Below are 23,352 nucleotides of genomic sequence, written 5' to 3'. Positions count from 1 at the left end.
CCGTGTTGTGCGCGCGTTGTCATTCGCAGTTCGCAGGATATAGGGTGCGCCACGGAGCGGGCCAGCGGGAAAGGGACACATCATGGCAAATACGGTTGTGATCGGGGCGGGACAGGCCGGGGCCGCACTCGTTGCCCGCCTGCGCGCCAAGGGCGAGACCGGGCAGATCACCCTGATCGGCGAGGAACCGGTGCCCCCCTATCAGCGCCCGCCGCTCTCCAAGGCCTACCTGCTGGGCGAGATGGAGGAGGAACGCCTCTACCTCCGGCAGGACAGTTTCTATGCGGAGCATGACATCACCGTCCGCACCGGCGTGCGGGTCACGGGGTTCGATCCCGCGGCACGGACCGTGACGCTCGAATCGGGCGAGGTGCTGCACTATGACCGCCTCGCGCTGACGACCGGTTCCCGCCCCCGCCGCCTGCCCGGCGCGATCGGTGGCGATCTGCCCGGCGTGCTGACGATGCGGACGCTGGCCGATGCCGACGCGATGCGCCCCTACCTCAAGCCGGGCAACGGCCTGCTGGTGGTCGGCGGCGGCTACATCGGGCTGGAGGCGGCGGCCGTGGCGGCCAAATCAGGGATGCGGGTGACGCTGGTCGAGGCGGCGCAGCGCATTCTCGGCCGCGTCGCCGCGCCCGAAACCGCCGACTGGTTCCGCCAATTGCACCGCGACCATGGCGTGCAGGTGATCGAGAACACCGGCCTGACCCGCCTGACCGGCACCGACCACGTCACCGGCGCGGTGCTGGCGGACGGCTCGGAAACCGCCTGCGACGTTGTCGTTGCGGGCATCGGCATCGCGCCGAACCTCGAACTGGCCGAGGCCGCGGGCCTGACCATCGACAACGGCATCGCCACCGATGCGCGCGGCCAGACCTCGGACCCGTCGATCTGGGCGGCCGGCGACTGCGCCTCGCTGCCCTATCGCGGCCAGCGCATCCGGCTGGAATCGGTGCAGAACGCCATCGACCAGGCCGAAGCGGTGGCCGACAACATGCTGGGCGCCGAAACGGACTACGTGCCGAAACCGTGGTTCTGGTCCGACCAGTACGACGTCAAGCTGCAGATCGCCGGGCTGAACACCGGCTACGACCGCGTCGTGACCCGTCCGGGCGAAGGTCAGGCGGTGTCCTACTGGTATTACTGCGGGACCGAGCTGCTGGCCGTGGACGCGATGAACGACCCGCGCGCCTACATGACCGGCAAGCGCCTGATCGAATCCGGCCGCAGCCCCGACCCGGCCCGCGTCGCCGACCCGGCCGTGACGGTCAAGGAGCTGCTGGCGACGTGAGGATCATCGCGGGCGACTGGCGCGGGCGCACGCTGGCCTCGGTCGGCAAGGGCGATCCGGGCGCGCATCTGCGCCCGACGACCGACCGGGTGCGCGAAAGCCTGTTCTCCACGCTCTCGGGCGGCCGCTTCGACGACCCGCTGACCGATGCCGTGGTGCTCGACCTCTTCGCCGGCACCGGCGCCCTCGGGCTCGAGGCGCTGTCGCGTGGCGCGGCCACCGCCACCTTCGTCGACGACGGCCGCATCGCGCTGCGCCTGCTGCGCGACAACATCGCCGCCCTCAACGCTGGCCCCCGCGCCCGCACCATCGCCCGCGACGCCCGCCGCCTGCCCCCGAACGACGGCCCGCCCGCGACGCTGGTATTCCTCGACCCGCCCTACGGCAAATCCCTCGGCGCCGCGGCCCTCGCCGCCGCCGAACGCGGCGGCTGGATCGTCCCCGACGCCCTGATCGTCTGGGAGGAAAACGCCGAACAGCCCGCGCCAGACGGCTACGCCCGCCTCGACGCCCGCAAGTACGGCGACACCACCGTCACCTTCCTCCGCCGGACGTGAAAACGGCGGCGCCATCCCGCGCCGCCGCTCCAATCTTCATCTTGCCGGAAATATGCCGGGGGTGTGGGGGCAGAGCCCCCACTCCTTCAGATCACACGAAGGCCTGCAGCCCGGTCTGTGCCCGCCCGAGGATCAGCGCATGCACGTCATGTGTGCCCTCGTAGGTGTTCACCGTCTCGAGGTTCGCGGCATGCCGCATCACCTTGTAGCCGATCTGGATACCGTTCCCGCCGTGCATGTCCCGCGCCATCCGCGCGATGTCCAGCGCCTTGCCGCAGTTGTTGCGCTTGATGATCGACACCATCTCGGGGCTCGCCTTCGCCTCGTCGAACAGCCGCCCGACGCGCAGCGACGCCTGGAGGCCGAGCGCGATCTCGGTCTGCATGTCGGCCAGCTTCTTCTGGAACAGCTGGGTGCCCGCGATCGGCTTGCCGAACTGGGTCCGGTCCATGCCGTAGGACCGCGCCTGGAACCAGCAATCCTCGGCTGCGCCCATCACGCCCCAGCCGATGCCGTAGCGTGCACGGTTCAGACAGCCGAACGGGCCCTTCAGGCCGGACACATGCGGCAGCAGGGCCTCTTCGCCCACTTCCACGTTGTCCAGAACGATCTCGCCGGTGATCGAGGCGCGCAGGGACAGCTTGCCGCCGACCTTGGGCGCGCTCAGGCCCTTCATGCCCTTTTCCAGCACGAAGCCACGGATCGCGCCGTCATGGGCGTCCGACTTGGCCCAGACCACGAAGACATCCGCGATCGGCGCGTTCGAGATCCACATCTTGGCGCCGTTCAGCACGTAGCCGCCGTCGGTCTTCTTGGCGCGGGTCTTCATGCCGCCCGGATCGGAGCCCGCATCGGGTTCGGTCAGGCCGAAGCAGCCGATCCACTCGCCGCTGGCGAGTTTCGGCAGGTACTTCATCCGCTGCTCTTCCGAGCCGTAGGCATAGATCGGGTACATCACGAGCGACGACTGGACCGAGCACATCGAGCGGAAGCCCGAGTCGACCCGCTCCACCTCACGCGCGACAAGGCCGTAGGACACGTAGTTCGCGCCGATCCCGCCGTATTCCTCGGGCACGGTCACCCCGAGGATGCCCTGTTCGCCCATCTCGGCGAAGATCGAGGGGTCGACGCCCTCTTCCATGTACATCTTCTCGACCCGCGGCATCAGCTTTTCCTGACAGAACGCATAGGCGCTGTCGCGGATCATGCGCTCGTCCTCGGACAGCTGGTCGTCCAGCAGGAACGGATCTTCCCACGCGAAGGACGCCATATTGGGGCGGTCCTTGTCCTTGATCTTGGGGCGGTCGTGAACGTTCATGGCTCCTCCTTCCGGGCGCAGGCCCTGTTCTGTCTGGTTTCCGTAAGGACTCTAGTGCGCGTGGACAGGTTTTGCTAACGAGGAATGCGGAAGAGTTGACGACAAAAACGCATCAAGTGATCCGCCATGCCCGAGAGTTTCATACCGACAATCCGTGAGCTTGAAGCCTTTTGCGAGTTGGCACGCTCCGGCACCACCCATCTGGCCGCGCGGCGGGTGAATCTCAGCCAGACCGCCGTCAGCCGGTCGGTCCGCGCCTTGGAGGACCGCCTCGGCGTCGCCCTATTCGTCCGGGAGCGCCAGCGGATGGAGCTATCGGACGCCGGGCGCGCCTTCCTGCCCAAGGCGCAGGACCTGCTCGCCGACCTGAACGCCGCCGCTGTCGGCGTGATGGCCTTCGGCGGCCAGTCCTCTGTGCTGCGCATCGCCGTCCTGCCCAGCTTCGGCCGGTCCTGGCTGATCCCGCGCCTCGCATCCTTCTTCGCCGCCGCGCCGGGCACCAGCGTCGACGTGGCCGCGCGGCTGGACCCGGTGGATTTCGCCGCCGATCCCTTCGACCTCGCCATCCAGCGCACCCAGCACCGCAGCGGTGACGCGCACCGCCTGCATCTGGTGGACGAAACCCTGATCGCCGTCGCGGCCCCCGGCCTCGTCGGGCGCAGTCCGCTGGACGACCGCGATCTGCTGACCCTGCCGCTGCTGCAGCAGACCACCCGCCCGACGCTCTGGCTGGACTGGTTCCGCCACGCCCGGCTGGATCCGCGCCGCATCCTGCGCGGCGCGCGGTTCGACCATTTCGACATGGTGATCGACGCCGCCGTCGCGGGCCTCGGCGTCGCGCTGGTGCCCGAGATCCTCGCCCGCGAGCCGCTGGCGCAGCGACGGCTGGTGCTTGCTTCGGAACGGGAGCTCGACAGCGGGCAGGCCTACACGCTGATGTATCCCGAACGCGCCGAATCCATGCCGCAGTTCCAGCGGTTCAGGGCGTGGATCCGGGCCGAGATCGAGGGAATCTGGGCCTGACCTCCCGCCACCGGGCCCCGCGCGGCTCACAACTCGGTGATAGGCGCGGCATCGCTGCCACAGTCGCGCGTCCAAATGGCCACGGGGTGGGGTGACCTGCCGCGGATTAATCTAAAGTGACTTCCACGAATTTGAGACTGCCCATTGGAGCTGCCCCCGATGACAACCCGTCGCTCGTTTCTGACCAAGGCCGCCGCTGCCGGCGCCGCCCTGACCCTGCCGATGCCTGCTCTTGCTGCGCCCAGCACGCGGCAGGAAGTGTTGGCGAAACAACAAGTTAAGATCTCCGGCGCCTATCAGCCGGGCGAGATCGTGATCGTTCCCGACGCCTATTTCCTGTATCATGTGACCGCGCCCGGTGTGGCCAGCCGGTATGGAATCGCCGTCGCGAAACCCGGCCTGAACTGGAAGGGAATCGCCACCATCAAGCGCAAGGTGGAGTGGCCGACGTGGCGTCCGACCGACGACATGATCGACCGCGACCCGGCCCACTACGGCAAGTTCAAGAACAACGAGGACCGCATGCCCGGCGGCCCCGGCAACCCGCTCGGTGCGCGGGCTCTGTACCTGTTTGAGGGCAACAAGGACACGTATGTCCGCATCCACGGCACCATCGCCCCGTCTTCGATCGGAAGCCGGGCGTCGAGCGGGTGTTTCCGGATGCTCAACGAGAATGTCATCGACCTATACGACCGGGTTCAGCTCGGCACCAAGGTGACAGTGCTCTGACACGCGCAGTCGTGGAAGAGGGACAGATGGCGGGCGACACCTCAAAGAGGGTCGCCCGTTTTCTTTGGACGATCGCCGCGGTGCTGGCCACCGCCACAGCCCCGGAGGCCAATCCGATGGAAGACCGCCTGCGCGCCGCCTTCGCCGCCGGAGAGCTGGAGGGGCTGCATGCCCTGCATGTCACGCAGCACGGCGAGGTCATCGCGGATGTCTATTTCGATGGCGTGGACGAACACTGGGGCACGCCACTCGGCCACCGGACCTTCGGCCCGGACGAGCTGCACGACCTGCGCTCGGTCACCAAGAGCGTCGTCGGCCTGCTCTACGGGATCGCACTGGACGAGGGAGTGGTCCCGCCGCCCGAAGCGCCGCTCTATGCGCAGTTCCCGGAATATCCGGACTTCGCCGATGATCCGGCCTATGCCCCGATCCGGATCGAACACGCCCTGACCATGTCACTCGGCACCGAGTGGCGCGAGGATCTGCCCTATACCGACCCCGAGAACAGCGAAATCGCAATGGAGCGGGCGGCGGATCGCTACGCCTACGTCCTGTCGCGCCCGGTTGTCCGACCGCCGGGCGAGGTCTGGACCTACAACGGCGGCGCGACGGCCCTGCTGGCGCGGCTGATCGAGAAGGGGAGCGGGCAGACTATCGAAGCCTTTGCCGCCGAACGCCTTTTCGCGCCGCTCGGGATCACCGAATGGGACTGGGCGGCGGGCGCCGATGGCGTCCCCGCAGCCGCCTCTGGCCTCAGGCTGACAGCGCGCGATCTGGCGAAGATCGGACAGCTCGTGCTGGACGGCGGGTCGCATGACGGCAGGCAGATCCTCCCCGCCGCGTGGCTGGACGCAAGTTTCGCGCCCAAGCTCAGCCTCGGAGAGCTGAGCTATGGCTACCAGTGGTATCTGGCCCCATATTTCGTCGCAGGCTTCGGCAATGGCGGCCAGCGGCTGTCGGTCAACCGCAGCGCCGGGCTCGTGCTGGTGCTCTATGCCGGGCGCTACAACGACTTCGACGCGTGGCAGCTGGCGGTGAAGATCTCGACCGAGTTTCTCGCCCCTTACCTGAACGACCGGGCGAAGTAGCGCTCAGACCCGCGCGCCCGTCTGCTGGCGGACCCAGGCCGTGATCTGCGAGGCCGGCATCGCGCCGGACACCCGCGCGACCTCTTTCCCGCCGCGCCAGATCACCATCGTCGGGATCCCGCGAATGCCCTGCGCCGCGCCCGCCTGAGGATGCTCCTCGGTGTTCACCTTGGCGAACCGCGCCACGCCGGACAGCTCGCGCGCCGCCTGTTCGAACTGGGGCGCCATCATCCGGCAGGGGCCGCACCACGGCGCCCAGAAATCCACGACCAGCGGCACGTCATCCGTCCGCGCGGCCTTGTTCAGCGTCGCGGCGTCCATGTTCTGCGGTTTCGCCGCCATCAGCTGCGCGCCGCAGGTGCCGCACTTGGGGCCGGCCGACAGACGGTCCTCGGGCACCCGGTTCGCCTGACCGCAGTCGAGGCACACGATCTTCTTTCCAGCCATGACAGCCTCCAAACACATTCGAACTGCGATATATGTTCAACTCTGATCAACACAAGACCCGAACGCACGTCATTGCGTCAACGCAACTTGACCCCGACGCCGCCCCGACCATTATCACCCGGTGATGTTCGCACGGCTTTTCCGCCTTATTCCCATACTGATGCTGGTCGCAACCGCGGCCTGTTCCCTGCTGCCGACACCGCAGGAAATCGACGTCATGCCGCTGGTCCATGACGGCAAGGCGAAAAAGGGCATCAAGCGGGCCGTCGTGGTCATTCCGGGTGCCATGGCGACCGTGGGTATTTACGAGCCGGTGCTGGACTGGAACGTGCCTGACGGCGCGATCCTGGCCTACCGGTTCCCCGGCCTCGACGGGCTCAAGCTGGATCACCGGCTGGACATCGCGGCGGCCGGACAGCTCATCGCGGACGCGATGGACCGGCTCGAGGTCGAAGAGGTCATGCTGGTCGGCTTCTCGACCGGCGGCCCCGTCGCGCTGGAGGCCGCGAACCGCGTGAAGGCGCCCGAGGTCAAGGTCGCACTGATCTCCTCCGCCGGGTCGTTTCCGTCGGGCGTGCAGGCTTCGGTCGAAGGCTTCTTCGACGTGCTCAAGGCGCTGATCCGCGCGCATGGCAGCACGGCCGAGGACCTGTGGCTGGAGAACTATCGCAACCTGCTTTACGGGCGCGAACACTTCGCCGAGAAGGGGCGCGCTGACGAGAGCAAGAAGCTCGCGGAAATGCAGCGCGGGCATCTCCAGCGGCCCGAAACTCGGCTGACGCTGGCGCATACCTCCAGCCTGATGACGTGGGAGTTGCCGCGGGCGGAGGGGCTTAAACGGGCGCATATCGGGATCTTCCACGGCGAGAAGGACACGGTGTTCCCGCTCGACCAGGCGCGACGATTCGCGCGGCGGCTCCATGCCGAACAGATGGCCGTCTATCCCGGACAGGGGCATATCCTGTTCGTCACGGCGCCCACACTGTGGGAAGACATCAGAAAATTTTTCGGTTTGCCCCCCGCAGGAAAGCGCTGAGCCATTTCGAACCGATTGAAATTCTACCGCGTTTGCGCCATATAGGGCCCGCTAACGTCACTGCTATCGACCACCTGCTCCGACCACGGCTCAGTTCTCGATCACGGACAAGGCCGAACTGCCGCATCCCGCGGGCAGATCATGTAGGAGAAACGACGATGGCCACCGGCACCGTCAAATGGTTCAACGCCACCAAGGGCTACGGCTTCATCGCCCCCGATGGCGGCGGCAAGGACGTATTCGTTCACATCACCGCTCTGGAGCGCGCAGGCCTGACCGGTCTGAAGGACAACCAGAAAGTCAGCTTCGAGCTGCAGTCCGGCCGTGACGGCCGCGCCTCTGCAACCGACCTGGCGCTGATGTAAGGTCCGCGGGACGCGTCAGTCGACCCGCCGGATCAGTGCCCTGACACTGGGACCGAGCGCCGCGACGATCCGCGTCACGCCTTCTGAATTCGGATGCAGCCCGTCGGGCTGCATCCACTTCCGCGCAGCAGCCGGATCATCCCCGGCCCCCAGCCCGGCAAAGATATTGGGCTCCACCAGCGCGCCGTATTTCTCAGCCAGTTCCGGATAGATCGCGTCGAAGGCCGCCTTGTACTCGGGCCCGTAGTTCGACGAGGCCGGCAGCCCGATCAGCAGCACCGGCAGGTCGCGCGCCTGCGCGATGGACAGGATCTGATCGAGGTTCTTGCGCGTCAGCGCCGGATCGGTCCCGCGCAGCAGGTCGTTGCCGCCAAGCTCCACGATCATCGCGTCGACTTCGGGCGTCAGAGACCATTCCACCCGCGCCAGCCCGCCCTGCGTGGTGTCGCCCGACACGCCCGCGTTGATCAGCGTGGCGTCCTCGCCCTGCGCGTCCAGCCAGGCCTGCATCTGCGGGACCATGCCCTGACCGTCGGGCAGGCCGTAGCCGGCCATCAGGCTGTCGCCCAGTGCCAAGATCGTGACCTCTTCGGCGATCGAAATTCCGGGCAGCAACGTAAAAGCTACAAATGCCGCCATAACCTTGCGGCGCAGACTCCCGGTCCCATATGAAACGGGACGCAACCCGGCAAAGGCACCCTGCATGAGCGATCCGATCCTCTCGCTGAAAGACGCGCGTCTGGCGCTCGACGGAAACGCGGGGCGGGTGGAAATCCTCCACGGCATCACGCTGGACGTCCGCAAGGGCGAAACGCTGGGGCTGGTCGGGCCTTCGGGATCGGGCAAGTCGTCGCTCCTCATGCTCATGGGCGGTCTCGAACGCGCCACCGGGGGGCAGGTCACGGCCATGGGGCACGATCTGACCGCGATGGACGAAGACGCGCTGGCGCGCTTCCGCAGGGACAATATGGGGGTGGTGTTCCAATCCTTCCACCTGATCCCGACGATGACCGCGCTGGAAAATGTCGCGACACCGCTGGAACTGGCCGGCGCGCCCGACGCGCTGGACCGCGCCGCGAAGGAGCTTGAGGCCGTCGGCCTCGGCCACCGCGCGGGACATTATCCCAACCAGATGTCCGGCGGCGAACAGCAGCGCGTCGCGCTGGCCCGTGCCTCGGCCTCGCGGCCGAAGATCCTGCTGGCGGACGAACCGACCGGCAACCTCGACGCCGCCAATGGCGCCGCGATCATCGACCTGCTGTTCGACCTGCGCGACCGGCACGGCGCGACGCTGGTGATCGTCACCCACGCTGCCGACCTCGCCGCGCGCTGCGACCGGGTGATCCACCTGACCGACGGCCGCCTGTCCGACACCGCGCGCGAGGCGGCGGAATGACCCTGCGCGCCGCCGCCCGGATGGCCGGGCGCGAACTGCGCGGCGGGCTGCGCGGCTTTCGCATTCTCATCGCCTGCCTCGCGCTCGGCGTGGCCGCGATCGCGGGGGTCGGCAGCATCCGCTCCGCCATCGAGGCTGGCCTGTCGCGCGAAGGCGCCGCGCTGCTCGGCGGCGATGCCGAGATCACCTTCACCTACCGCTTCGCCAATGACGCCGAACTGGCGTGGATGCAGGAACAGGCCACCACGCTGTCGGAAATCGCCGACTTCCGCTCGCTCGCCGTCGCGGGGACCGGGGACACGGCGGAACGCGGCCTGACGCAGGTCAAGGCGGTCGACGGGACCTATCCGCTGGTCGGCACGGTCGGGCTGGACCCCGAGATGACGCTGGCCGATGCGCTGGCCGGCCGCGACGGCCTGCCCGGCGCTGTGATGGACCCGCTGCTGATTGACCGGCTGGGGATCGCGGTCGGTGACACGGTCAGGCTGGGCACGCAAGAGTTCGTGCTGACCGCCGCCCTGACCCGCGAACCGGATGCCGGGGCGGCTGGCTTCTCGCTCGGGCCACGCACCATCGTTTTGCGGACCGACCTCGCCAGTTCGGGCCTGCTGGAACCCGGCACGCTGTTCGACTCGAAATACCGCCTCGACCTGCCGCCCGAGGCCGACCTCGCCGCGCTGAGGGCCGAGGCCGAGGGCCAGTTCAGCGACAGCGGACTGCGCTGGCGGGATTCCCGCGACGGGGCCCCCGGCGTGCGGACCTTCGTCGAACGGCTGGGCGCCTTCCTGATCCTCGTCGGCCTCTCGGGCCTCGCCGTCGGTGGTGTCGGCGTTGCCGCCTCGGTGCGCGGCTACCTCGCCGACAAGACCTCGGTCATCGCGACGCTCAGGACGCTCGGGGCGGAACGCGGGACGATCTTCGCCACCTACTTCATCCAGATCGGCGCGCTGGCGCTCTGCGGCATCGTCATCGGCCTGATCCTCGGGGCGGGGACACCGATCCTGCTGGCCCCGGTGATCTCGGCGGCCCTGCCCGTACCGGCGGCCTTCGGCATCTACCCCGAACCGCTGGCCGAGGCGGCGGTCTACGGCATCCTCACCGCGCTGCTCTTCACCCTCTGGCCCCTGTCCCGCGCCGGTGACGTGCGCGCGGCGGCGCTGTTCCGCGATGCGATGTCGGCGGGACGCGCCCTGCCCCCGCTGCCCTACCTGATCGCCACGATCCTGCTGGCGATCCTGCTGACCGCCACCGCCGCGCTGTTCTCGGGCAACCTCGAACTGACGCTCTGGACGGCGGGGGGCATCGCCTTCGCGCTCTTCGTCCTCGCGCTGTCGGCCTCCGGCATCCGCGCGCTGGCCCGCGCCATCCGCCGCCGCGTGACTCGTCGCCCGCCGCTCCGCTGGGCGCTGGCGGCCATCGGCGGGCCGCGCAGCGACGCGATCTCGGTCGTACTGTCGCTGGGGCTCGGCCTGTCGGTCCTCGCCGCCGTCGGCCAGATCGACGGCAACCTGCGCGCCGCCATTTCCCGCGACCTGCCCGACCGCGCGCCGTCCTTCTTCTTCGTCGACATCCAGAAGGACCAGATCGCAGGCTTCCTCAACCGGGTCGAGACCGATCCCGCTGTCAGCCGCGTCGACAGCGCGCCGATGCTGCGCGGGGTCATCACCCGGATCAACGGCCAGCCGGCCAAGGAGGTCGCTGGCGATCACTGGGTCCTGAACGGCGACCGCGGCGTGACCTACTCCGCCGCGAAACCCGACAGCACCCGCCTGACCGAGGGCGAGTGGTGGCCCGAGGATTACAGCGGTGCGCCGCAGATGAGCTTTGCCGCCGACGAGGCCGCCGAGATGGGGCTGAAACTGGGCGACGAGATCACGATCAACATTCTCGGCCGCGACATGACCGCCACGCTGACCTCGTTCCGCGAGGTCGACTTCTCCTCCGCCGGGATGGGTTTCATCACCGCGATGAACCCCGCCGCGATCGAGGGCGCGCCGCACACTTTCATCGCGACCGTCTATGCCGACGGCCCGGCCGAGGCGGCGATCCTGCGCGACATCTCGAACAGCTATCCGAACGTCACCGCCATCCGCGTCCGCGACGCGATCGACCGGGTGTCCGAGATCCTCGGCGGGCTCGCCTCGGCCACGTCCTGGGGCGCGGGCGCGACTCTGTTGACCGGCTTCCTCGTGCTGATCGGCAGCGCCCTGACGGGCGAAGGCGCGCGGGTGCACGAAGCGGCGGTGCTCAAGACCTTCGGCGCCACCCGCGCACGGATCCTGACCAGCCTCGCCCTGCGTTCCGCACTACTCGGTGCGGCGGCGGGGGTCGTGGCGCTCGGCGCGGGGATCGCGGGGGGCTGGGCGGTCTGCACCTTCGTGATGGAGACCGAATATGCGGTGATCTGGCCGTCCGCGCTGGCCATCGTGGCGGGCGGGCTGATCGCCAACCTTGCCGCCGGGCTGGTGTTCGCGTGGCGTCCGCTCTCCGCCCGGCCCGCGCGCGTGCTGAGGGCGCGCGAGTAGATCTTATGCCTCCGGCGGGAGTTTACCCGGCCAGATGAAGCAGGGGATCGGCACCCTTGTTCATCTGGTCCGGGTGCGCCATTGGGCCGGTCGACACGGGCTTCCGGCAGCGCGCCAAATCCACTGAAGGAATGCGCCGCAGGCGCGCAATCAGGTTAGGCCCGGTTGGCCCTATTCCGCGGCCTCGGCATAGTCCGACATCGGCGGGCAGGTGCAGGTCAGGTTGCGGTCGCCCCAGACGTTGTCCACCCGGTTCACCGGCGGCCAGTACTTGTCCACCCGGAACGCGCCCGGCGGGAAACAGCCCTGCTCGCGCGGATAGGCGCGGTCCCAGTCACCGACCAGATCCTCGACTGTGTGCGGCGCGAAGGCCAGCGGCGAGGCGTCGTGCGACAGGTGCCCTTCCTCGATGTCGCGGATCTCGGCCCGGATCGCCAGCATCGCCTCGCAGAAGCGGTCGAGCTCGGCCTTGGTCTCGGACTCCGTCGGCTCCACCATCAGCGTCCCGGCGATCGGCCAGGACATCGTCGGGGCGTGGAAGCCGCAGTCGACCAGTCGCTTGGCGATATCGTCGACGGTCACGCCATGTTCCGCGAAGGGCCGGGTGTCGAGGATGCATTCATGCGCCACCCGCCCCGTCGGCCCCTTGTAGAGCACGTCATAGGCCCCCTTCAGCCGCGCCGCGATGTAGTTGGCGTTCAGGATCGCCACCCGCGTCGCCTGCGTCAGCCCCTCGCCGCCCATCATCAGGCAGTAGGCCCACGAGATCGGCAGGATCGACGGCGAACCGTAGGGCGCCGCCGACACCGCGCCTTCGGTGCCGAAGTGCGGATGGCCCGGCAGGTGCGGGACGAGGTGCGCCTTGACCCCGATCGGGCCCATGCCGGGGCCGCCGCCGCCATGGGGGATGCAGAAGGTCTTGTGCAGGTTCAGGTGGCTGACGTCCCCGCCAAGGTCACCGGGCCGCGACAGGCCGACCATCGCGTTCATGTTCGCGCCGTCGATATAGACCTGCCCGCCATGCTCATGGGTGATGCGGCAGACCTCGCGCACCGTTTCCTCGAACACACCGTGGGTCGAGGGGTAGGTGATCATGCAGCCGGCGAGGTCGTCTGCATGTTTCTGCGCCTTTTCCAGGAAGTCCGACAGGTCGATGTCGCCGTTGTCCATCGACTTCACCGGCACGACCTTCCAGCCCACCATCTGGGCCGAGGCAGGGTTGGTGCCATGGGCCGAGGTCGGGATCAGGCAGACCTTGCGGTGCCCCTGTCCCTGCGCCTCGTGATACCCCGCGATGGTCAGCAGTCCCGCGTATTCCCCCTGCGCGCCGGAGTTCGGTTGCATGGAGAAGGCCGCGTAACCCGTCACGTCGCAGAGCTTGGCCGACAGGTCGTCGATCAGTTCCTTGTAGCCCTGTGCCTGATCCTCGGGCGCGAAGGGATGGAGCGCGGCGAATTCGTCCCAGGACACCGGGATCATCTCGGCGGCCGCGTTCAGCTTCATGGTGCAGGACCCCAGCGGGATCATCGCCCGGTCGAGCGCGAGGTCGCGGTCCGAAAGGCGGCGCATGTAGCGCATCATCTCGGTTTCGGCACGGTTCATGTGAAAGATATCGTGGGTCAGGTAGTCGCTCTCGCGCACCAGCCCGTCCGGCAGGTCATACGAGGGCGTCGCCGCCGCGCCCCGGTCGGTGATGCCGAAGGCGCGCCAGACCGCCTCGATCACCTTGGGGGTGGTGCATTCGTCCAGCGCGATGCCGATCCGCGTGTCGCCGACGCGGCGCAGGTTGATCCCCTCTTCCCGCGCGGATTTCAGGATCGCGCCCTGGAACGGGCCGACTTCGACCGTGACGGTGTCGAAGACCTTCTTGGGGAACACGTCGAACCCTGCCTCGCGCAGCCCCTCGGCCATGTCGACGGTGCGGGCGTGGACCCGCTGCGCGATGGCTTTCAGCCCCTTCGGGCCGTGGAACACCGCGTACATCGACGCCATCACCGCCAGCAGCGCCTGCGCGGTGCAGACGTTCGACGTCGCCTTTTCCCGCCGGATGTGCTGTTCGCGGGTCTGCAGCGCCAGCCGGTAGGCGCGGTTGCCGCGCGCGTCGATGGAGACCCCGACCAGACGGCCGGGCATCCCGCGCTTCAACTCGTCCTTGCAGGCCATGTAGGCGGCATGCGGACCGCCATAGCCCACGGGCACGCCGAACCGCTGGGTGGACCCGACGGCGATGTCCGCGCCCATGGCGCCCGGTTCCTTCAGCAGGCACAGCGCCAGCGGATCGGCGATGACGATGCCGATGGCCTTGGCCGCATGCAGCGCCTCCATTTGCGGTGTGAAATCCCGCAGCACGCCGTTGGTGCCGGGATACTGGAAGATCGCGCCGAACACCGTCGAGGCGTCGAGGTCCGAAGGCCGCCCGGTGATCACCTCGATCCCCAGCGGTTTCGCCCGCGTGCGGATCACAGCGATATTCTGCGGGTGCAGCGCCTCGTCCACGAAGATGGCCATAGCCTTGGACTTGGCCGACCGCTGCGCCATGGTCATCGCCTCGGCCGCTGCCGTCGCCTCGTCCAGCAGCGAGGCGTTGGCGATCGGCAGGCCGGTGAGGTCCGAAATCATCGTTTGGTAGTTCAGCAGCGCCTCGAGCCGGCCCTGCGAGATCTCGGGCTGGTAGGGCGTGTAGGCCGTGTACCACGCCGGATTCTCGAAGATGTTCCGCTTGATCGCGGGCGGGGTGATCGTGGCGTGATAGCCCTGCCCGATCAGCGAGGTGAAGACCTTGTTCTTCTTGGATACCGCCCGCATGTGGACCAGCAGTTCCTGTTCCGACAGCGGCGTGCCGAAGTCGAGCGGGTCGTCCTGCCGGATGCCCTTGGGCACCGTGTCATCGATCAGCGCGTCGAGGCTTGCGGCGCCCACCACCTTGAGCATCTCCGCCATCTCGGACGGCGAGGGTCCGATGTGGCGGCGGTTGGCGAAGTCATAGGGCTCGTAGTCGGTGGGCGAAAAGCTCATGCGGCCTCCTTGGCGAGGTAGCGGGACAGGTTGGTGAGGGACGAGGCAAGCCCCGCCTCGTGATCGCGGGGGTCGATTCCCGGCGGGACGTTCCACGCGGCGATCCGCACGGTCGTGCCCATCTTGTCGGTGGTGAAGGTCCATTCCATCGTCATGGTCCCCTGGAACTCGGGGCGCTCGGAGTCGAAATCGACCTCGACCGAGATCCGCGCATGGGGCTCGACCACGACGAAGCGCCCCTCGACGACATCGCTGTCGTCGGTCGACTTGGCATCGGCGGCGGGGCCGTCCGTGCGGGTCAGCGTCAGGCGGAAGCTGCCGCCCGGCTGCGGGTCAAAGCGCGCGACCCGGCCGCGCATCCCTTCAGGGGGCAGCCATTCGATCAGCGCGCGGGGATCGGTCCATGCGTTGAACACGCGGGGCGCGGGGGCGTCGATCCACAGCATGGCATGGTCGACGCGGGGCATCTGCGGGCGGGCAAGGTCGGTCATTCGGTTTTCTCCTCGGCGGTTTGTCCGGCACAAAACGCCGGGCGACGTCGGAGGGATCCGCCGGTCGTGACCGACCGGCAGGGAATCGCGTGTCGGGCCCGCTTCGGCAGAACGCCGCGCCCCGTGGGCGATATGTTGCGGGATCCCGTCATGGCGTCAGGAGATCATGTCCTTGTATTCGGACTCGGACATGTAGTCGTCCATCTGGCTGGCGTCCGCCGGCTTGATCTTGAAGAACCATGCTTCCCCCAGCGGGTCGTCGTTCACCATGGCCGGGTTGTCGATCAGCGCGTCGTTCACCTCGACGATCTCACCATCGATCGGGGCGAGGATGTCGGACGCGGCCTTGACCGACTCGATCACCACGCATTCGTCGTCCTTGGACACCTCGGTGCCGACCTCGGGCAGTTCCACGAAGACGATGTCGCCCAGCTGTTCGGCGGCATGTTCGGTGATGCCGACGACGACCACGTCATCCTCGGGCCGCAGCCATTCGTGTTCTTCGGTGAATTTCATGGGACCTCACTGTTGGATCAGCGCTTGAACCGCGCGGGGACGAAAGGGAGTTCGGCGACCGTGGCCGGCAGGCGCTTGCCGCGCACTTCGCCGTAGACCGTGGTGCCGGGCGTGCCGAGGGTAACGGGCAGATAGCCCATCGACATCGGCGCCTGAAGTGTCGGGCCGAAGGCGCCCGAGGTGACATGGCCGACCGGCTCTGCCGCCGTTTCGTCGGCAAAGAGCGCGGTGCCCTCGCGCATCGGGGCGCGGCCATCGGGCAGCAGGCCGACGCGCAGGCGGGACGGGCCATCGGCCAGTTCGGACAGGATGCGGTCGGCACCCGGAAAGCCGCCCGCGCGCTCGCCACCGGTGCGGCGGACCTTCTGGATCGCCCAGTTCAGCCCCGCCTCGACAGGCGAGGTGCTGGTGTCGATGTCATGGCCGTAAAGGCAGAGCCCCGCCTCCAGCCGCAGGCTGTCGCGTGCGCCGAGGCCGATCGGCAGGACGCGGTCGTCGGCCAGCAGGGCGCGGGCGATCTCTTCGGCGCTGGCTTCGGGAATCGAGATCTCGAACCCGTCTTCGCCCGTGTAGCCGGAGCGGGAGATCCAGACCTCGGCCCCCAGCATTTCGGTCGTGAGGACATCCATGAATTTCATGTCCGCCACCGCGGGGGCCAGCGCGGCAAGCGCGGCCTCGGCCTCGGGGCCCTGCAGGGCGATCAGGGCGCGGTCGGTGATCTCGGTGATCTCGACCCCGCCCAGATGGGCCCGCATATGCGCCAGGTCCTCGGCCTTGCAGGCCGCGTTCACCACCATGAAGACGTGATCGCCCCGGTTCGCGAACATCAGGTCGTCGAGGATGCCGCCCGTCTCATCCGTGAAGAAACCATACCGCTGCCGCCCCGGCTGCAGGGCCGCGACGCTGACCGGGATCAGCCCCTCCAGCGCCAGCGCGACGGTTTCGAAACTGTCGGCCTTCAGGATCACCTGCCCCATGTGCGACACGTCGAACAGACCGGCGGCGGCGCGGGTGTGCAGGTGTTCCTTCATCACCCCGGCGGCATATTGCACCGGCATCGCGTAGCCGGCGAATTCCACCATCTTCGCGCCAAGCGAAACATGCAGATCGTAGAGCGGTGTCTTCAACAGGTCGGCCATCCATCCTCCGGCTCATCCTGCCGGGTCTGGCTGTTCAGACCGGCATCACATAGGCGCGCGGACACGTCCCGCACGCTGCAATGCCCCCTCTGTCCGTTTGCCTGAGATCGCTATCCCTTCGGCGGACGCGTCTGGCGCGCCTCTCTCCAGAGTTCAGTCTTGGAACGGTCCGTTTGGCCTGAGAGTTTCCGGGGCGGTTGCTCCTTCGGCACCGGCGCGAAGCCGGTTCTCCCGATCCATTACGGGATGATTATCAGCCGTGGTCGCGGATGCAAGTCAAACCGTCGCAAACGTGCCGCAGCTGACCTTGGGCGCCATGATTTCCATCAGGGCGGTGTTGCCGCAGACCAGCCTGTCCAGCGTCACCTGATCCATACGGGCATAGAACGCCTCGGTCGCGTCGGCGATGGCGGGGCGCAGCAGGCAGGCTTGGGTCAGGGGACAGGTGTTGTCGTCATCCGCGAAGCATTCGGTGATCGGCACGGTCGATTCGATGGCGCGGAACACGTCGCCCACCTTGATCTGGTCCTTGGGCCGGCCCAGCGTCATGCCCCCGTTGCGGCCCCGCTGGGTGTGCAGAAAACCGAGCTGCGCCAGACGGTTGATGACCTGGGCAAGGTGGTTTTCCGACGTGTTGCAGCACTCGGCGATCTCGGATTTCGTGACCAGCCGGTCTTCGTGCACCGCGCAATACATCAGAACGCGCATCGAGATGTTGGTCCGCTTTGTCAGCCGCATGATCGGTCCCCTTTGCCAGAGTGACCGAAAGATGACAGAAGGATGCACCTGAAAACATGATGCAGATCAAATAGGAGCCACGACCCACCCGTGACCGGCGACCCCTGTTTCTTTGGCTATGGCAGCCTCGTGAACCGCAAGACGCACACCTATCCGAACGCGCGGCCCGCCGTCGCGCATGGGTGGCGACGGATGTGGCGGCACATGCAGACGCGGCAGGTGGCCGTGCTGACCGGGGTGCCCGCGCCGGGGTCCGAGATCGAGGGGCTCGTCGCGGCCGTGCCCGGCGCGGACTGGCATGCGCTGGACCAGCGCGAGGCGGCCTATGACCGGGTGCTGACGCGGGACGTGGCCGATGACGGCGGCGCGTCCGAGTTGGCGATCTACTGGATCCCCGAGACCAAGCACCGCCTGACGGATGCGCCCCGCCCGATCCTGCTGAGCTATCTCGACGTCTGCGTGCAGGGCTACCTGACCGAGTTCGGCGAGGACGGCGTGCAGCGCTTCTTTGACACGACGGAAAACTGGGGCCCGATCCGCGACGACCGCGCCGCCCCGGTCTATCCGCGCCACCAGCAGCTGACCGGGGCCGAACGCGACCTGGTCGACGGCCATATCGCCCGGCTGGGTCTGGACCGGCTGGGTCCCTCAGGCTAGCCGTCGTCCTTCAGCAGAAAGACGAAGTCGCCGCCGTCATGGCCCGCGCCTCTCACCTCGCGGAAGTCCGGCTCCTGCGGGGCCTTTCGGATGACGTCGGAATAGATGCGCGCCTGCAATTCGCGGGCCGAGAACACGCTTTCTGCCGGGCTTTCCAAGGCGTCCAGCAGGGCGCGGGCAAAGACCGAATGCCCGCCGCCCCCGCCATCCAGGACCGGCGTGTTGCCCCCGGACGAGATCACGACCCGCGACCGCCGCTCCGCCAGACGCTGCAGCGCCAGCAGCCTGTCGCCTTCGGGCAGCGGCGGCTTGTCCGCGCTGTCGCGGGCCAGCATCCCGGAATAGCAGCTGTCCGAGATCACCAGCACATTGCCCGCCCGCATCAGGTTCAGCGCGTCGGTGACGATCTTGGCGTCGAAATAGGTGGTGGACAGCCCGTCCACCGCGTCGGACGTCAGCCAGTACGCGGTGCCCGTCGCCTGCGTGTAGACGCCATGCCCCGCATAGAAGATCAGCACGGTGTCCTTTTCGCCCGCGTAGCGCGTCAGCATCCCCAGGGCGACCTGTATGTCGCGATAGGAGGCGTCGCGCAGCATCAGCGGCTGCACCCGTCCGTCCGGCAGGGTCAGCTCGGTCTCGAAGCCGTAGCGCTCGGTCAGCACCTTGGCCACCGCCTCGGCATCCCCGATCGGCGTGTCGAGATTGGAGATGCCACTGCCGTCCCCGTAGGACTGGATCCCGATCACCAGCGCATAGCGCCGCCCCTCGCCGATTACTGCGCGGATGTCGCCCTGATAGGTCAGTTCGAACACCCGGCTGATCGTTTCGTCGGCGCGGGTCAGGGCGACGACCTCGACCTTGTTCACGCCGGCCTTGAGTTTCAGCCGCCCTGTGAAGCTGCCATCCTCGCTGAATTCGGCCGCCACCCCGTTCACGGTCACGCGGATCGGTGCGCCACGGGCGGCGATCCGGCCCGCGACCTCGATCTCGGGCCGGGTCAGCGGCACGGCCGCGCGGGTGATCTGGGGCGAGTCGATGATGATCTCGCCACCCGGCGGAGTCTCGGGCCGCTCCTCGGCGATCAGGTCGAGGTCGGGCGAGGTGGAGATCATGCGGTAGGTCTGCCAGCGATCCACCGTTTCCGGCTGCGCCTCGATCCGCCGCGCCAGTGCGCCCAGCGTGGTGCGCCCGTCGCTCGCGATGGCGACGGCCATCTGATAGCTCATCAGCCCGTAGGTCTTCTTGTCAGGCGCGCCTTCGGGCAGTTCCCGCTCTGCGCCGGGATCGTACTCCTCGGTGCTGTAGAACACGGAGAACTGCCCGGCGCGCGGCGACAGGCTGTCGGTGCCGGTCAGGCCGGGGTCGCGGCAGGCGGCGTTCAGACAGTCGGCCCCGCCCGGCAACCGAAACATCGGATAGCGCGTTCGGTCGTGGCGCGCCTGACGCTCGATCAGGTCGAAGCTGACCGCAGACGGCACGTCGAGCGACACGGTCACATCCGCGCCGCGGTTTCTCAGCCTCAGGATCAGGCGCGACAGGTCGGCGGCGCTCAGCAGATCAACGATCCCGCTGTCCGACCGGTTCAGCAGGACATAGGGGCCGTCGTCCAGCGCCTGCCCCGCGGCACCGGGCGAGGTGAAGGTCCCCTGAATGTCGCCAAGCATCCGTGCGTTTCCGATACCGCTGCCTCGCTGGTCCAAGCCGATCAATGCCGCGGGCATTGCGTAGGCCGAGACATGCAGGAACACGGAATCCCCGCACCCGGTCGCGGCGAGCAGGTCCTCCACCGTCTCGGTCAGCCCCGCTCGCGTGGCATCCCGGCCATTCAGCAGCGTGATGGCGTCGGCGCCGACCCCGCGCGAGACCAGCGCATTGGACAGCAGGGCAAGGTCATTGGGCGGTCCCGCCAACGCTGGGAACGCCGGATTGTTCGCCTGTTCCGCGCCGATCATCAGCGCCCGCGTCCTCGCGGTCCGGTCAGGCACACATTCGGGGATGTCCTCTGCATCGGGCAGGGTGAACAGCGCCTCGCCCAGCCCGATATAGACCGAGCGAAACGCCTCCATCGGATCGGCGCGCTGTTCGCTTGGACCGCGCGGCTCGATCAGCACACCGGCGTGCACGGGCAACGCCAGACAGGTCAGCAGAATGATCGCAAGCCATCGCATCGGGCACCTCCGGTGCGGAGGATCGCCCGTAGACCGCGGCCTGTCATGTGAAAAAACCTGTCCTGAGACGCGGGGCGCCGCGATCAGGCCGGTTCGCGCAACACGCGGGGCACCTTGAACTCCACCCGCTCCTGCGCCGTCTCGACCAGTTCGACGGTCACATCGTATCGCGCCTTGAGCGCCGCGATGACCTCGTCCACCAGCACCTCGGGCGCGCTGGCGCCGGCTGTGATGCCGATGCTGCGGATGCCCTCCAGCGCGCGCCAGTCGATTTCCGTGGCCCGCTGCACCAGTTGCGCATAGCCGCAGCCCTGACGCGCCGCGACCTCGACCAGACGGCGCGAGTTGGACGAATTCGGCGCACCGACCACCAGCATCGCGTCGATCTTGCCCGCCATCGCCTTCACGGCCTCCTGCCGGTTGGTGGTGGCGTAGCAGATGTCTTCCTTGTGCGGGCCGACGATAGCCGGGAACCGCGCCTTGAGCGCCGCGACGATCCCGGCGGTGTCGTCGACCGACAGGGTCGTCTGGGTGACGAAGGCCAGCTGTTCCGGATCGCGCACGGACAGGGTCGCGACATCCGCCTCGGTCTCGACCAGCAAGACCTCGCCCTGCGGCAGCTGACCCATCGTTCCGATCGTTTCCGGATGCCCGGCATGGCCGATCATGACGATCTGCAGGCCGTTCTCGGAATGACGCTCGGCTTCGATATGCACCTTGGAGACCAGCGGGCAGGTGGCGTCGACGAACACCATCTCGCGCTGCGCGGCCTCGGCCGGGACGCTCTTGGGGACACCGTGGGCCGAGAAGATCACCGGGCGGTCCGGCGGGCATTCGTCCAGTTCCTCGACGAACACCGCGCCCTTGTCGCGCAGGCCATCGACGACGAACTTGTTGTGCACGATCTCGTGCCGCACGTAGACAGGCGCGCCCCATTTCTGAAGCGCCATTTCCACGATCTTGATCGCACGATCGACCCCCGCGCAGAATCCGCGCGGTGCGGCGAGGTAGAGCGTCAGCGGCGGTCGGTCGGACATGCGGTCACCTGAGTGAAGGGTGTCTGCCTGACGACCTAGGCCAGCGGGCCGCCGACGTAAAGACGCGGACGGCCCCTCGGGCGGTTGTCTGCGATCAGGAACCCGCGACCGCGCGCACGCGGTCGTCGGTCTGATCCCGCGGCGGACGACCGATCACTTCCTTCAGCTCGTCGAGCTCGATGAAGTTGTCGGCCTGACGCCGCAGTTCGTCCGCGATCATCGGCGGCTGGCTGCGGATCGTGGAAACGACAGAAACCCTGACTCCTTGACGCTGGAGGCTTTCCACCAGCGGCTTGAAGTCACCATCCCCGGAAAACAGCACGATATGGTCGACCCGCGGCGCAAGTTCCATGGCATCGACGGTCAGTTCGATGTCCATGTTCCCCTTGACCTTGCGACGGCCCTGGCTGTCGACATACTCCTTCGCGGCCTTGGTCACCATGGTGAAGCCGTTGTAGTGGAGCCAGTCGACCAGGGGGCGGATCGGCGAATATTCGTCGTTTTCGAGGAGGGCTGTGTAGTAGAACGCGCGCAGCAACTTGCCGCGGCGCATGAATTCCTGACGCAACAACTTATAATCAATATCGAACCCGAGCGCCTTGGCAGCGGCGTACAGATTCGATCCATCGATGAACAGCGCCAGCCGTTCGTCTTTGTAGAACATCAAAAACCCTTCCGACTATTTGGGCCGCCTGGCATCCGTGAGTGTCTAATATGGTGCGGCGACCAAGGCTTAATTAGGCTGAACGCGAGTGTGCATCAAGACGGCCACTCTGTCCAAAGGTATAGGAATTTCCGGCATGACTTTGCGTTATCTGGCCGCAATCGGCGGGAATCAGCCACTTGACGATGCTCAACCTCTGGATGTCCTCCATGCAGCACTCAAAAGGATTCGCGGGACCCGTCTTGCAGAACTGCAGGTCAGCAGCCTGTATCGCACCCCCGCCTTCCCCCCCGGCAGCGGGCCGGATTTCGTCAACGCGGCCTTCGCCGCGGACAGCGATCTGCCGCCCCGCGCCGTCTTGGATCTGCTGCATGAGATCGAGACGGAGTTCGGCCGCACCCGCACCCTGAGATGGGGGGGCCGCACGCTGGACCTCGACCTGCTGGCTGCCGGAAACACGGTCGCCCCGGACCCCGTCACATGGTGGCACTGGCACGATCTGCCCGCCGACAGGCAGGCCGCCGAAGCACCGGGCCAGATGATTCTCCCCCATCCCCGGATGCAGGACCGGGCGTTCGTCCTCGGCCCCCTGATGGACATCGCGCCGGACTGGCGTCACCCGGTTCTGGAGCGCAGCGTCGCGGAAATGTGGGCGGATCTGCCCGCGACAGAACGTCAAAGCGTCGTGAGACTGGCCGATTCGCCTTGTGTTTGACGCTGCGAGTGCATAGAAAACGCTCTCTACCTTCCCATGCACTGGAGTGATCCATGGCCCGCGTGACCGTCGAAGACTGCGTTGACAAGGTTCCGAACCGTTTCGAGCTCGTGATGCTCGCCGCACATCGTGCGCGCGAAGTGTCCGCCGGGGCGGCCATTACGGTGGACCGCGACAACGACAAGAACCCGGTGGTCGCCCTGCGCGAAATCGCCGAGGAAACCCAGAGCGCGGACGAGCTGCGCGAACGCCTGATCGAGGCCAACCAGAGCCAGATCGAGGTCGACGAGCCCGAGGACGACAACATGTCCCTGCTCATGGGCGCAGAGATCGACAAGCCCGCCGAAGACGACATGAGCGAAGAGCGCCTGCTGCGCCAGCTCATGGAAGCGCAGGGGCAGGGGTAAGCGGGCCCGACCCGGCAGAGACGAGGC

At 67.5% G+C, this 23,352-nt stretch carries 23 protein-coding genes and 1 riboswitch; of the genes, 12 read left to right on the top strand and 11 right to left on the bottom strand.

Translation table 11 applies throughout. From position 1 onward, the window contains the following. Nucleotides 1-82 precede the first annotated feature (82 nt). Nucleotides 83-1,294, top strand: coding sequence for an NAD(P)/FAD-dependent oxidoreductase (locus ATO6_RS05890; protein ID WP_088622963.1), 1,212 nt, complete (start codon nucleotides 83-85; stop codon nucleotides 1,292-1,294). Further along, entirely contained in the window at nucleotides 1,291-1,851 is a 561-nt protein-coding gene (gene rsmD, locus ATO6_RS05885; protein ID WP_088622962.1) for a 16S rRNA (guanine(966)-N(2))-methyltransferase RsmD, read from the top strand. The genes ATO6_RS05890 and rsmD overlap by 4 nt, the downstream gene beginning before the upstream one ends. A gap of 91 nt (nucleotides 1,852-1,942) precedes the next feature. On the opposite strand, the gene ATO6_RS05880 is transcribed toward rsmD, so the two are convergent. Next, entirely contained in the window at nucleotides 1,943-3,169 is a 1,227-nt protein-coding gene (locus ATO6_RS05880; protein WP_217898972.1) for an acyl-CoA dehydrogenase, read from the bottom strand. Nucleotides 3,170-3,295: 126 nt separating this feature from the next. Between ATO6_RS05880 and ATO6_RS05875 the strand changes: the two genes are divergently transcribed. The 3 genes from ATO6_RS05875 (at nucleotide 3,296) to ATO6_RS05865 (ending at nucleotide 6,009) form a co-directional block, all read left to right on the top strand. Continuing rightward, a complete protein-coding gene (locus ATO6_RS05875) occupies nucleotides 3,296-4,192 on the top strand; it encodes a LysR substrate-binding domain-containing protein (protein ID WP_088622961.1) in 897 nt (298 codons plus the stop codon). 159 nt (nucleotides 4,193-4,351) lie between these two features. Beyond that, nucleotides 4,352-4,921: a L,D-transpeptidase gene (locus ATO6_RS05870; RefSeq protein ID WP_088623430.1), complete on the top strand. Its 570-nt coding sequence runs from the start codon at nucleotides 4,352-4,354 to the stop codon at nucleotides 4,919-4,921. A gap of 26 nt (nucleotides 4,922-4,947) precedes the next feature. Beyond that, nucleotides 4,948-6,009: a serine hydrolase gene (locus tag ATO6_RS05865; protein ID WP_217898971.1), complete on the top strand. Its 1,062-nt coding sequence runs from the start codon at nucleotides 4,948-4,950 to the stop codon at nucleotides 6,007-6,009. A 3-nt stretch (nucleotides 6,010-6,012) separates the two neighbouring features. Here ATO6_RS05865 and trxC read toward each other — a convergent pair whose 3' ends face one another. Further along, nucleotides 6,013-6,456, bottom strand: coding sequence for a thioredoxin TrxC (gene trxC, locus ATO6_RS05860; protein ID WP_088622960.1), 444 nt, complete (start codon nucleotides 6,454-6,456; stop codon nucleotides 6,013-6,015). 124 nt (nucleotides 6,457-6,580) lie between these two features. On the opposite strand from trxC, the gene ATO6_RS05855 reads away from it, so the two are divergent. Further along, nucleotides 6,581-7,492, top strand: a complete 912-nt coding sequence (locus ATO6_RS05855; protein WP_088622959.1) for an alpha/beta fold hydrolase — start codon at nucleotides 6,581-6,583, stop codon at nucleotides 7,490-7,492. A 158-nt stretch (nucleotides 7,493-7,650) separates the two neighbouring features. Beyond that, on the top strand, nucleotides 7,651-7,857 hold the full coding sequence (locus ATO6_RS05850; RefSeq protein ID WP_088622958.1) for a cold-shock protein: 207 nt from the start codon (nucleotides 7,651-7,653) through the stop codon (nucleotides 7,855-7,857). Between the two features lie 15 nt (nucleotides 7,858-7,872). Here the strand turns inward: ATO6_RS05850 and ATO6_RS05845 are convergent, their stop codons facing one another. Beyond that, nucleotides 7,873-8,496 (bottom strand): arylesterase, encoded by a 624-nt coding sequence (locus tag ATO6_RS05845; protein ID WP_088623428.1) that lies wholly within the window; start codon nucleotides 8,494-8,496, stop codon nucleotides 7,873-7,875. A gap of 64 nt (nucleotides 8,497-8,560) precedes the next feature. Here ATO6_RS05845 and ATO6_RS05840 point away from each other — a divergent pair, with 64 nt between their 5' ends. Both ATO6_RS05840 and ATO6_RS05835 read left to right on the top strand, forming a co-directional pair. Next, nucleotides 8,561-9,253, top strand: coding sequence for an ABC transporter ATP-binding protein (locus tag ATO6_RS05840; RefSeq protein WP_088622957.1), 693 nt, complete (start codon nucleotides 8,561-8,563; stop codon nucleotides 9,251-9,253). Further along, nucleotides 9,250-11,778, top strand: a complete 2,529-nt coding sequence (locus ATO6_RS05835; RefSeq protein ID WP_088622956.1) for an ABC transporter permease — start codon at nucleotides 9,250-9,252, stop codon at nucleotides 11,776-11,778. The genes ATO6_RS05840 and ATO6_RS05835 overlap by 4 nt, the downstream gene beginning before the upstream one ends. A 171-nt stretch (nucleotides 11,779-11,949) precedes the next feature. Here the strand turns inward: ATO6_RS05835 and gcvP are convergent, their stop codons facing one another. The 5 genes from gcvP to ATO6_RS05810 form a co-directional block, all read right to left on the bottom strand. Beyond that, nucleotides 11,950-14,793 carry an aminomethyl-transferring glycine dehydrogenase gene (gene gcvP, locus ATO6_RS05830; RefSeq protein ID WP_088622955.1) on the bottom strand — a complete coding sequence of 948 codons (2,844 nt, stop codon included), beginning with the start codon at nucleotides 14,791-14,793 and terminating at the stop codon, nucleotides 11,950-11,952. Then, nucleotides 14,790-15,284, bottom strand: coding sequence for an SRPBCC domain-containing protein (locus tag ATO6_RS05825; RefSeq protein WP_217898970.1), 495 nt, complete (start codon nucleotides 15,282-15,284; stop codon nucleotides 14,790-14,792). Before ATO6_RS05825 ends, gcvP begins: the two co-directional genes overlap by 4 nt. A gap of 156 nt (nucleotides 15,285-15,440) precedes the next feature. After that, nucleotides 15,441-15,800: a glycine cleavage system protein GcvH gene (gcvH, locus tag ATO6_RS05820; protein WP_088622954.1), complete on the bottom strand. Its 360-nt coding sequence runs from the start codon at nucleotides 15,798-15,800 to the stop codon at nucleotides 15,441-15,443. Between the two features lie 17 nt (nucleotides 15,801-15,817). Beyond that, nucleotides 15,818-16,939: a glycine cleavage system aminomethyltransferase GcvT gene (gene gcvT / locus ATO6_RS05815; protein ID WP_088622953.1), complete on the bottom strand. Its 1,122-nt coding sequence runs from the start codon at nucleotides 16,937-16,939 to the stop codon at nucleotides 15,818-15,820. A 155-nt stretch (nucleotides 16,940-17,094) separates the two neighbouring features. Next, nucleotides 17,095-17,183, bottom strand: a riboswitch (glycine riboswitch). Between the two features lie 32 nt (nucleotides 17,184-17,215). After that, a complete protein-coding gene (locus ATO6_RS05810; RefSeq protein ID WP_088622952.1) occupies nucleotides 17,216-17,677 on the bottom strand; it encodes an Rrf2 family transcriptional regulator in 462 nt (153 codons plus the stop codon). Between the two features lie 90 nt (nucleotides 17,678-17,767). Here ATO6_RS05810 and ATO6_RS05805 point away from each other — a divergent pair, with 90 nt between their 5' ends. After that, complete coding sequence (locus tag ATO6_RS05805; protein WP_088622951.1) at nucleotides 17,768-18,334, top strand: gamma-glutamylcyclotransferase family protein; 567 nt, start codon at nucleotides 17,768-17,770, stop codon at nucleotides 18,332-18,334. Here ATO6_RS05805 and ATO6_RS05800 read toward each other — a convergent pair. The 3 genes from ATO6_RS05800 to ATO6_RS05790 form a co-directional block, all read right to left on the bottom strand. Beyond that, nucleotides 18,331-20,502, bottom strand: coding sequence for a caspase family protein (locus ATO6_RS05800; protein ID WP_088622950.1), 2,172 nt, complete (start codon nucleotides 20,500-20,502; stop codon nucleotides 18,331-18,333). The genes ATO6_RS05805 and ATO6_RS05800 overlap by 4 nt on opposite strands. A gap of 83 nt (nucleotides 20,503-20,585) precedes the next feature. Next, entirely contained in the window at nucleotides 20,586-21,539 is a 954-nt protein-coding gene (gene ispH / locus ATO6_RS05795; RefSeq protein ID WP_088622949.1) for a 4-hydroxy-3-methylbut-2-enyl diphosphate reductase, read from the bottom strand. Between the two features lie 94 nt (nucleotides 21,540-21,633). Continuing rightward, nucleotides 21,634-22,203 carry an NYN domain-containing protein gene (locus ATO6_RS05790; protein WP_088622948.1) on the bottom strand — a complete coding sequence of 190 codons (570 nt, stop codon included), beginning with the start codon at nucleotides 22,201-22,203 and terminating at the stop codon, nucleotides 21,634-21,636. Nucleotides 22,204-22,291: 88 nt separating this feature from the next. Here ATO6_RS05790 and folK point away from each other — a divergent pair, with 88 nt between their 5' ends. Together folK and rpoZ are read left to right on the top strand one after the other, a co-directional pair. Continuing rightward, on the top strand, nucleotides 22,292-22,918 hold the full coding sequence (gene folK / locus ATO6_RS05785; protein WP_254919074.1) for a 2-amino-4-hydroxy-6-hydroxymethyldihydropteridine diphosphokinase: 627 nt from the start codon (nucleotides 22,292-22,294) through the stop codon (nucleotides 22,916-22,918). Nucleotides 22,919-22,971: 53 nt separating this feature from the next. Then, the gene (gene rpoZ / locus ATO6_RS05780; protein WP_088622946.1) at nucleotides 22,972-23,325 is read left to right on the top strand and encodes a DNA-directed RNA polymerase subunit omega; all 354 of its coding nucleotides are present in this window, start codon (nucleotides 22,972-22,974) and stop codon (nucleotides 23,323-23,325) included. Nucleotides 23,326-23,352 lie beyond the last annotated feature (27 nt).

It is taken from the genome of Oceanicola sp. 22II-s10i (genome assembly GCF_002210105.1).
In the GTDB taxonomy this organism is placed as follows: domain Bacteria; phylum Pseudomonadota; class Alphaproteobacteria; order Rhodobacterales; family Rhodobacteraceae; genus Pseudooceanicola.
Note: the sequence above shows the minus strand (reverse complement) of the source record. Positions and strands in the feature narration are given on the sequence as shown.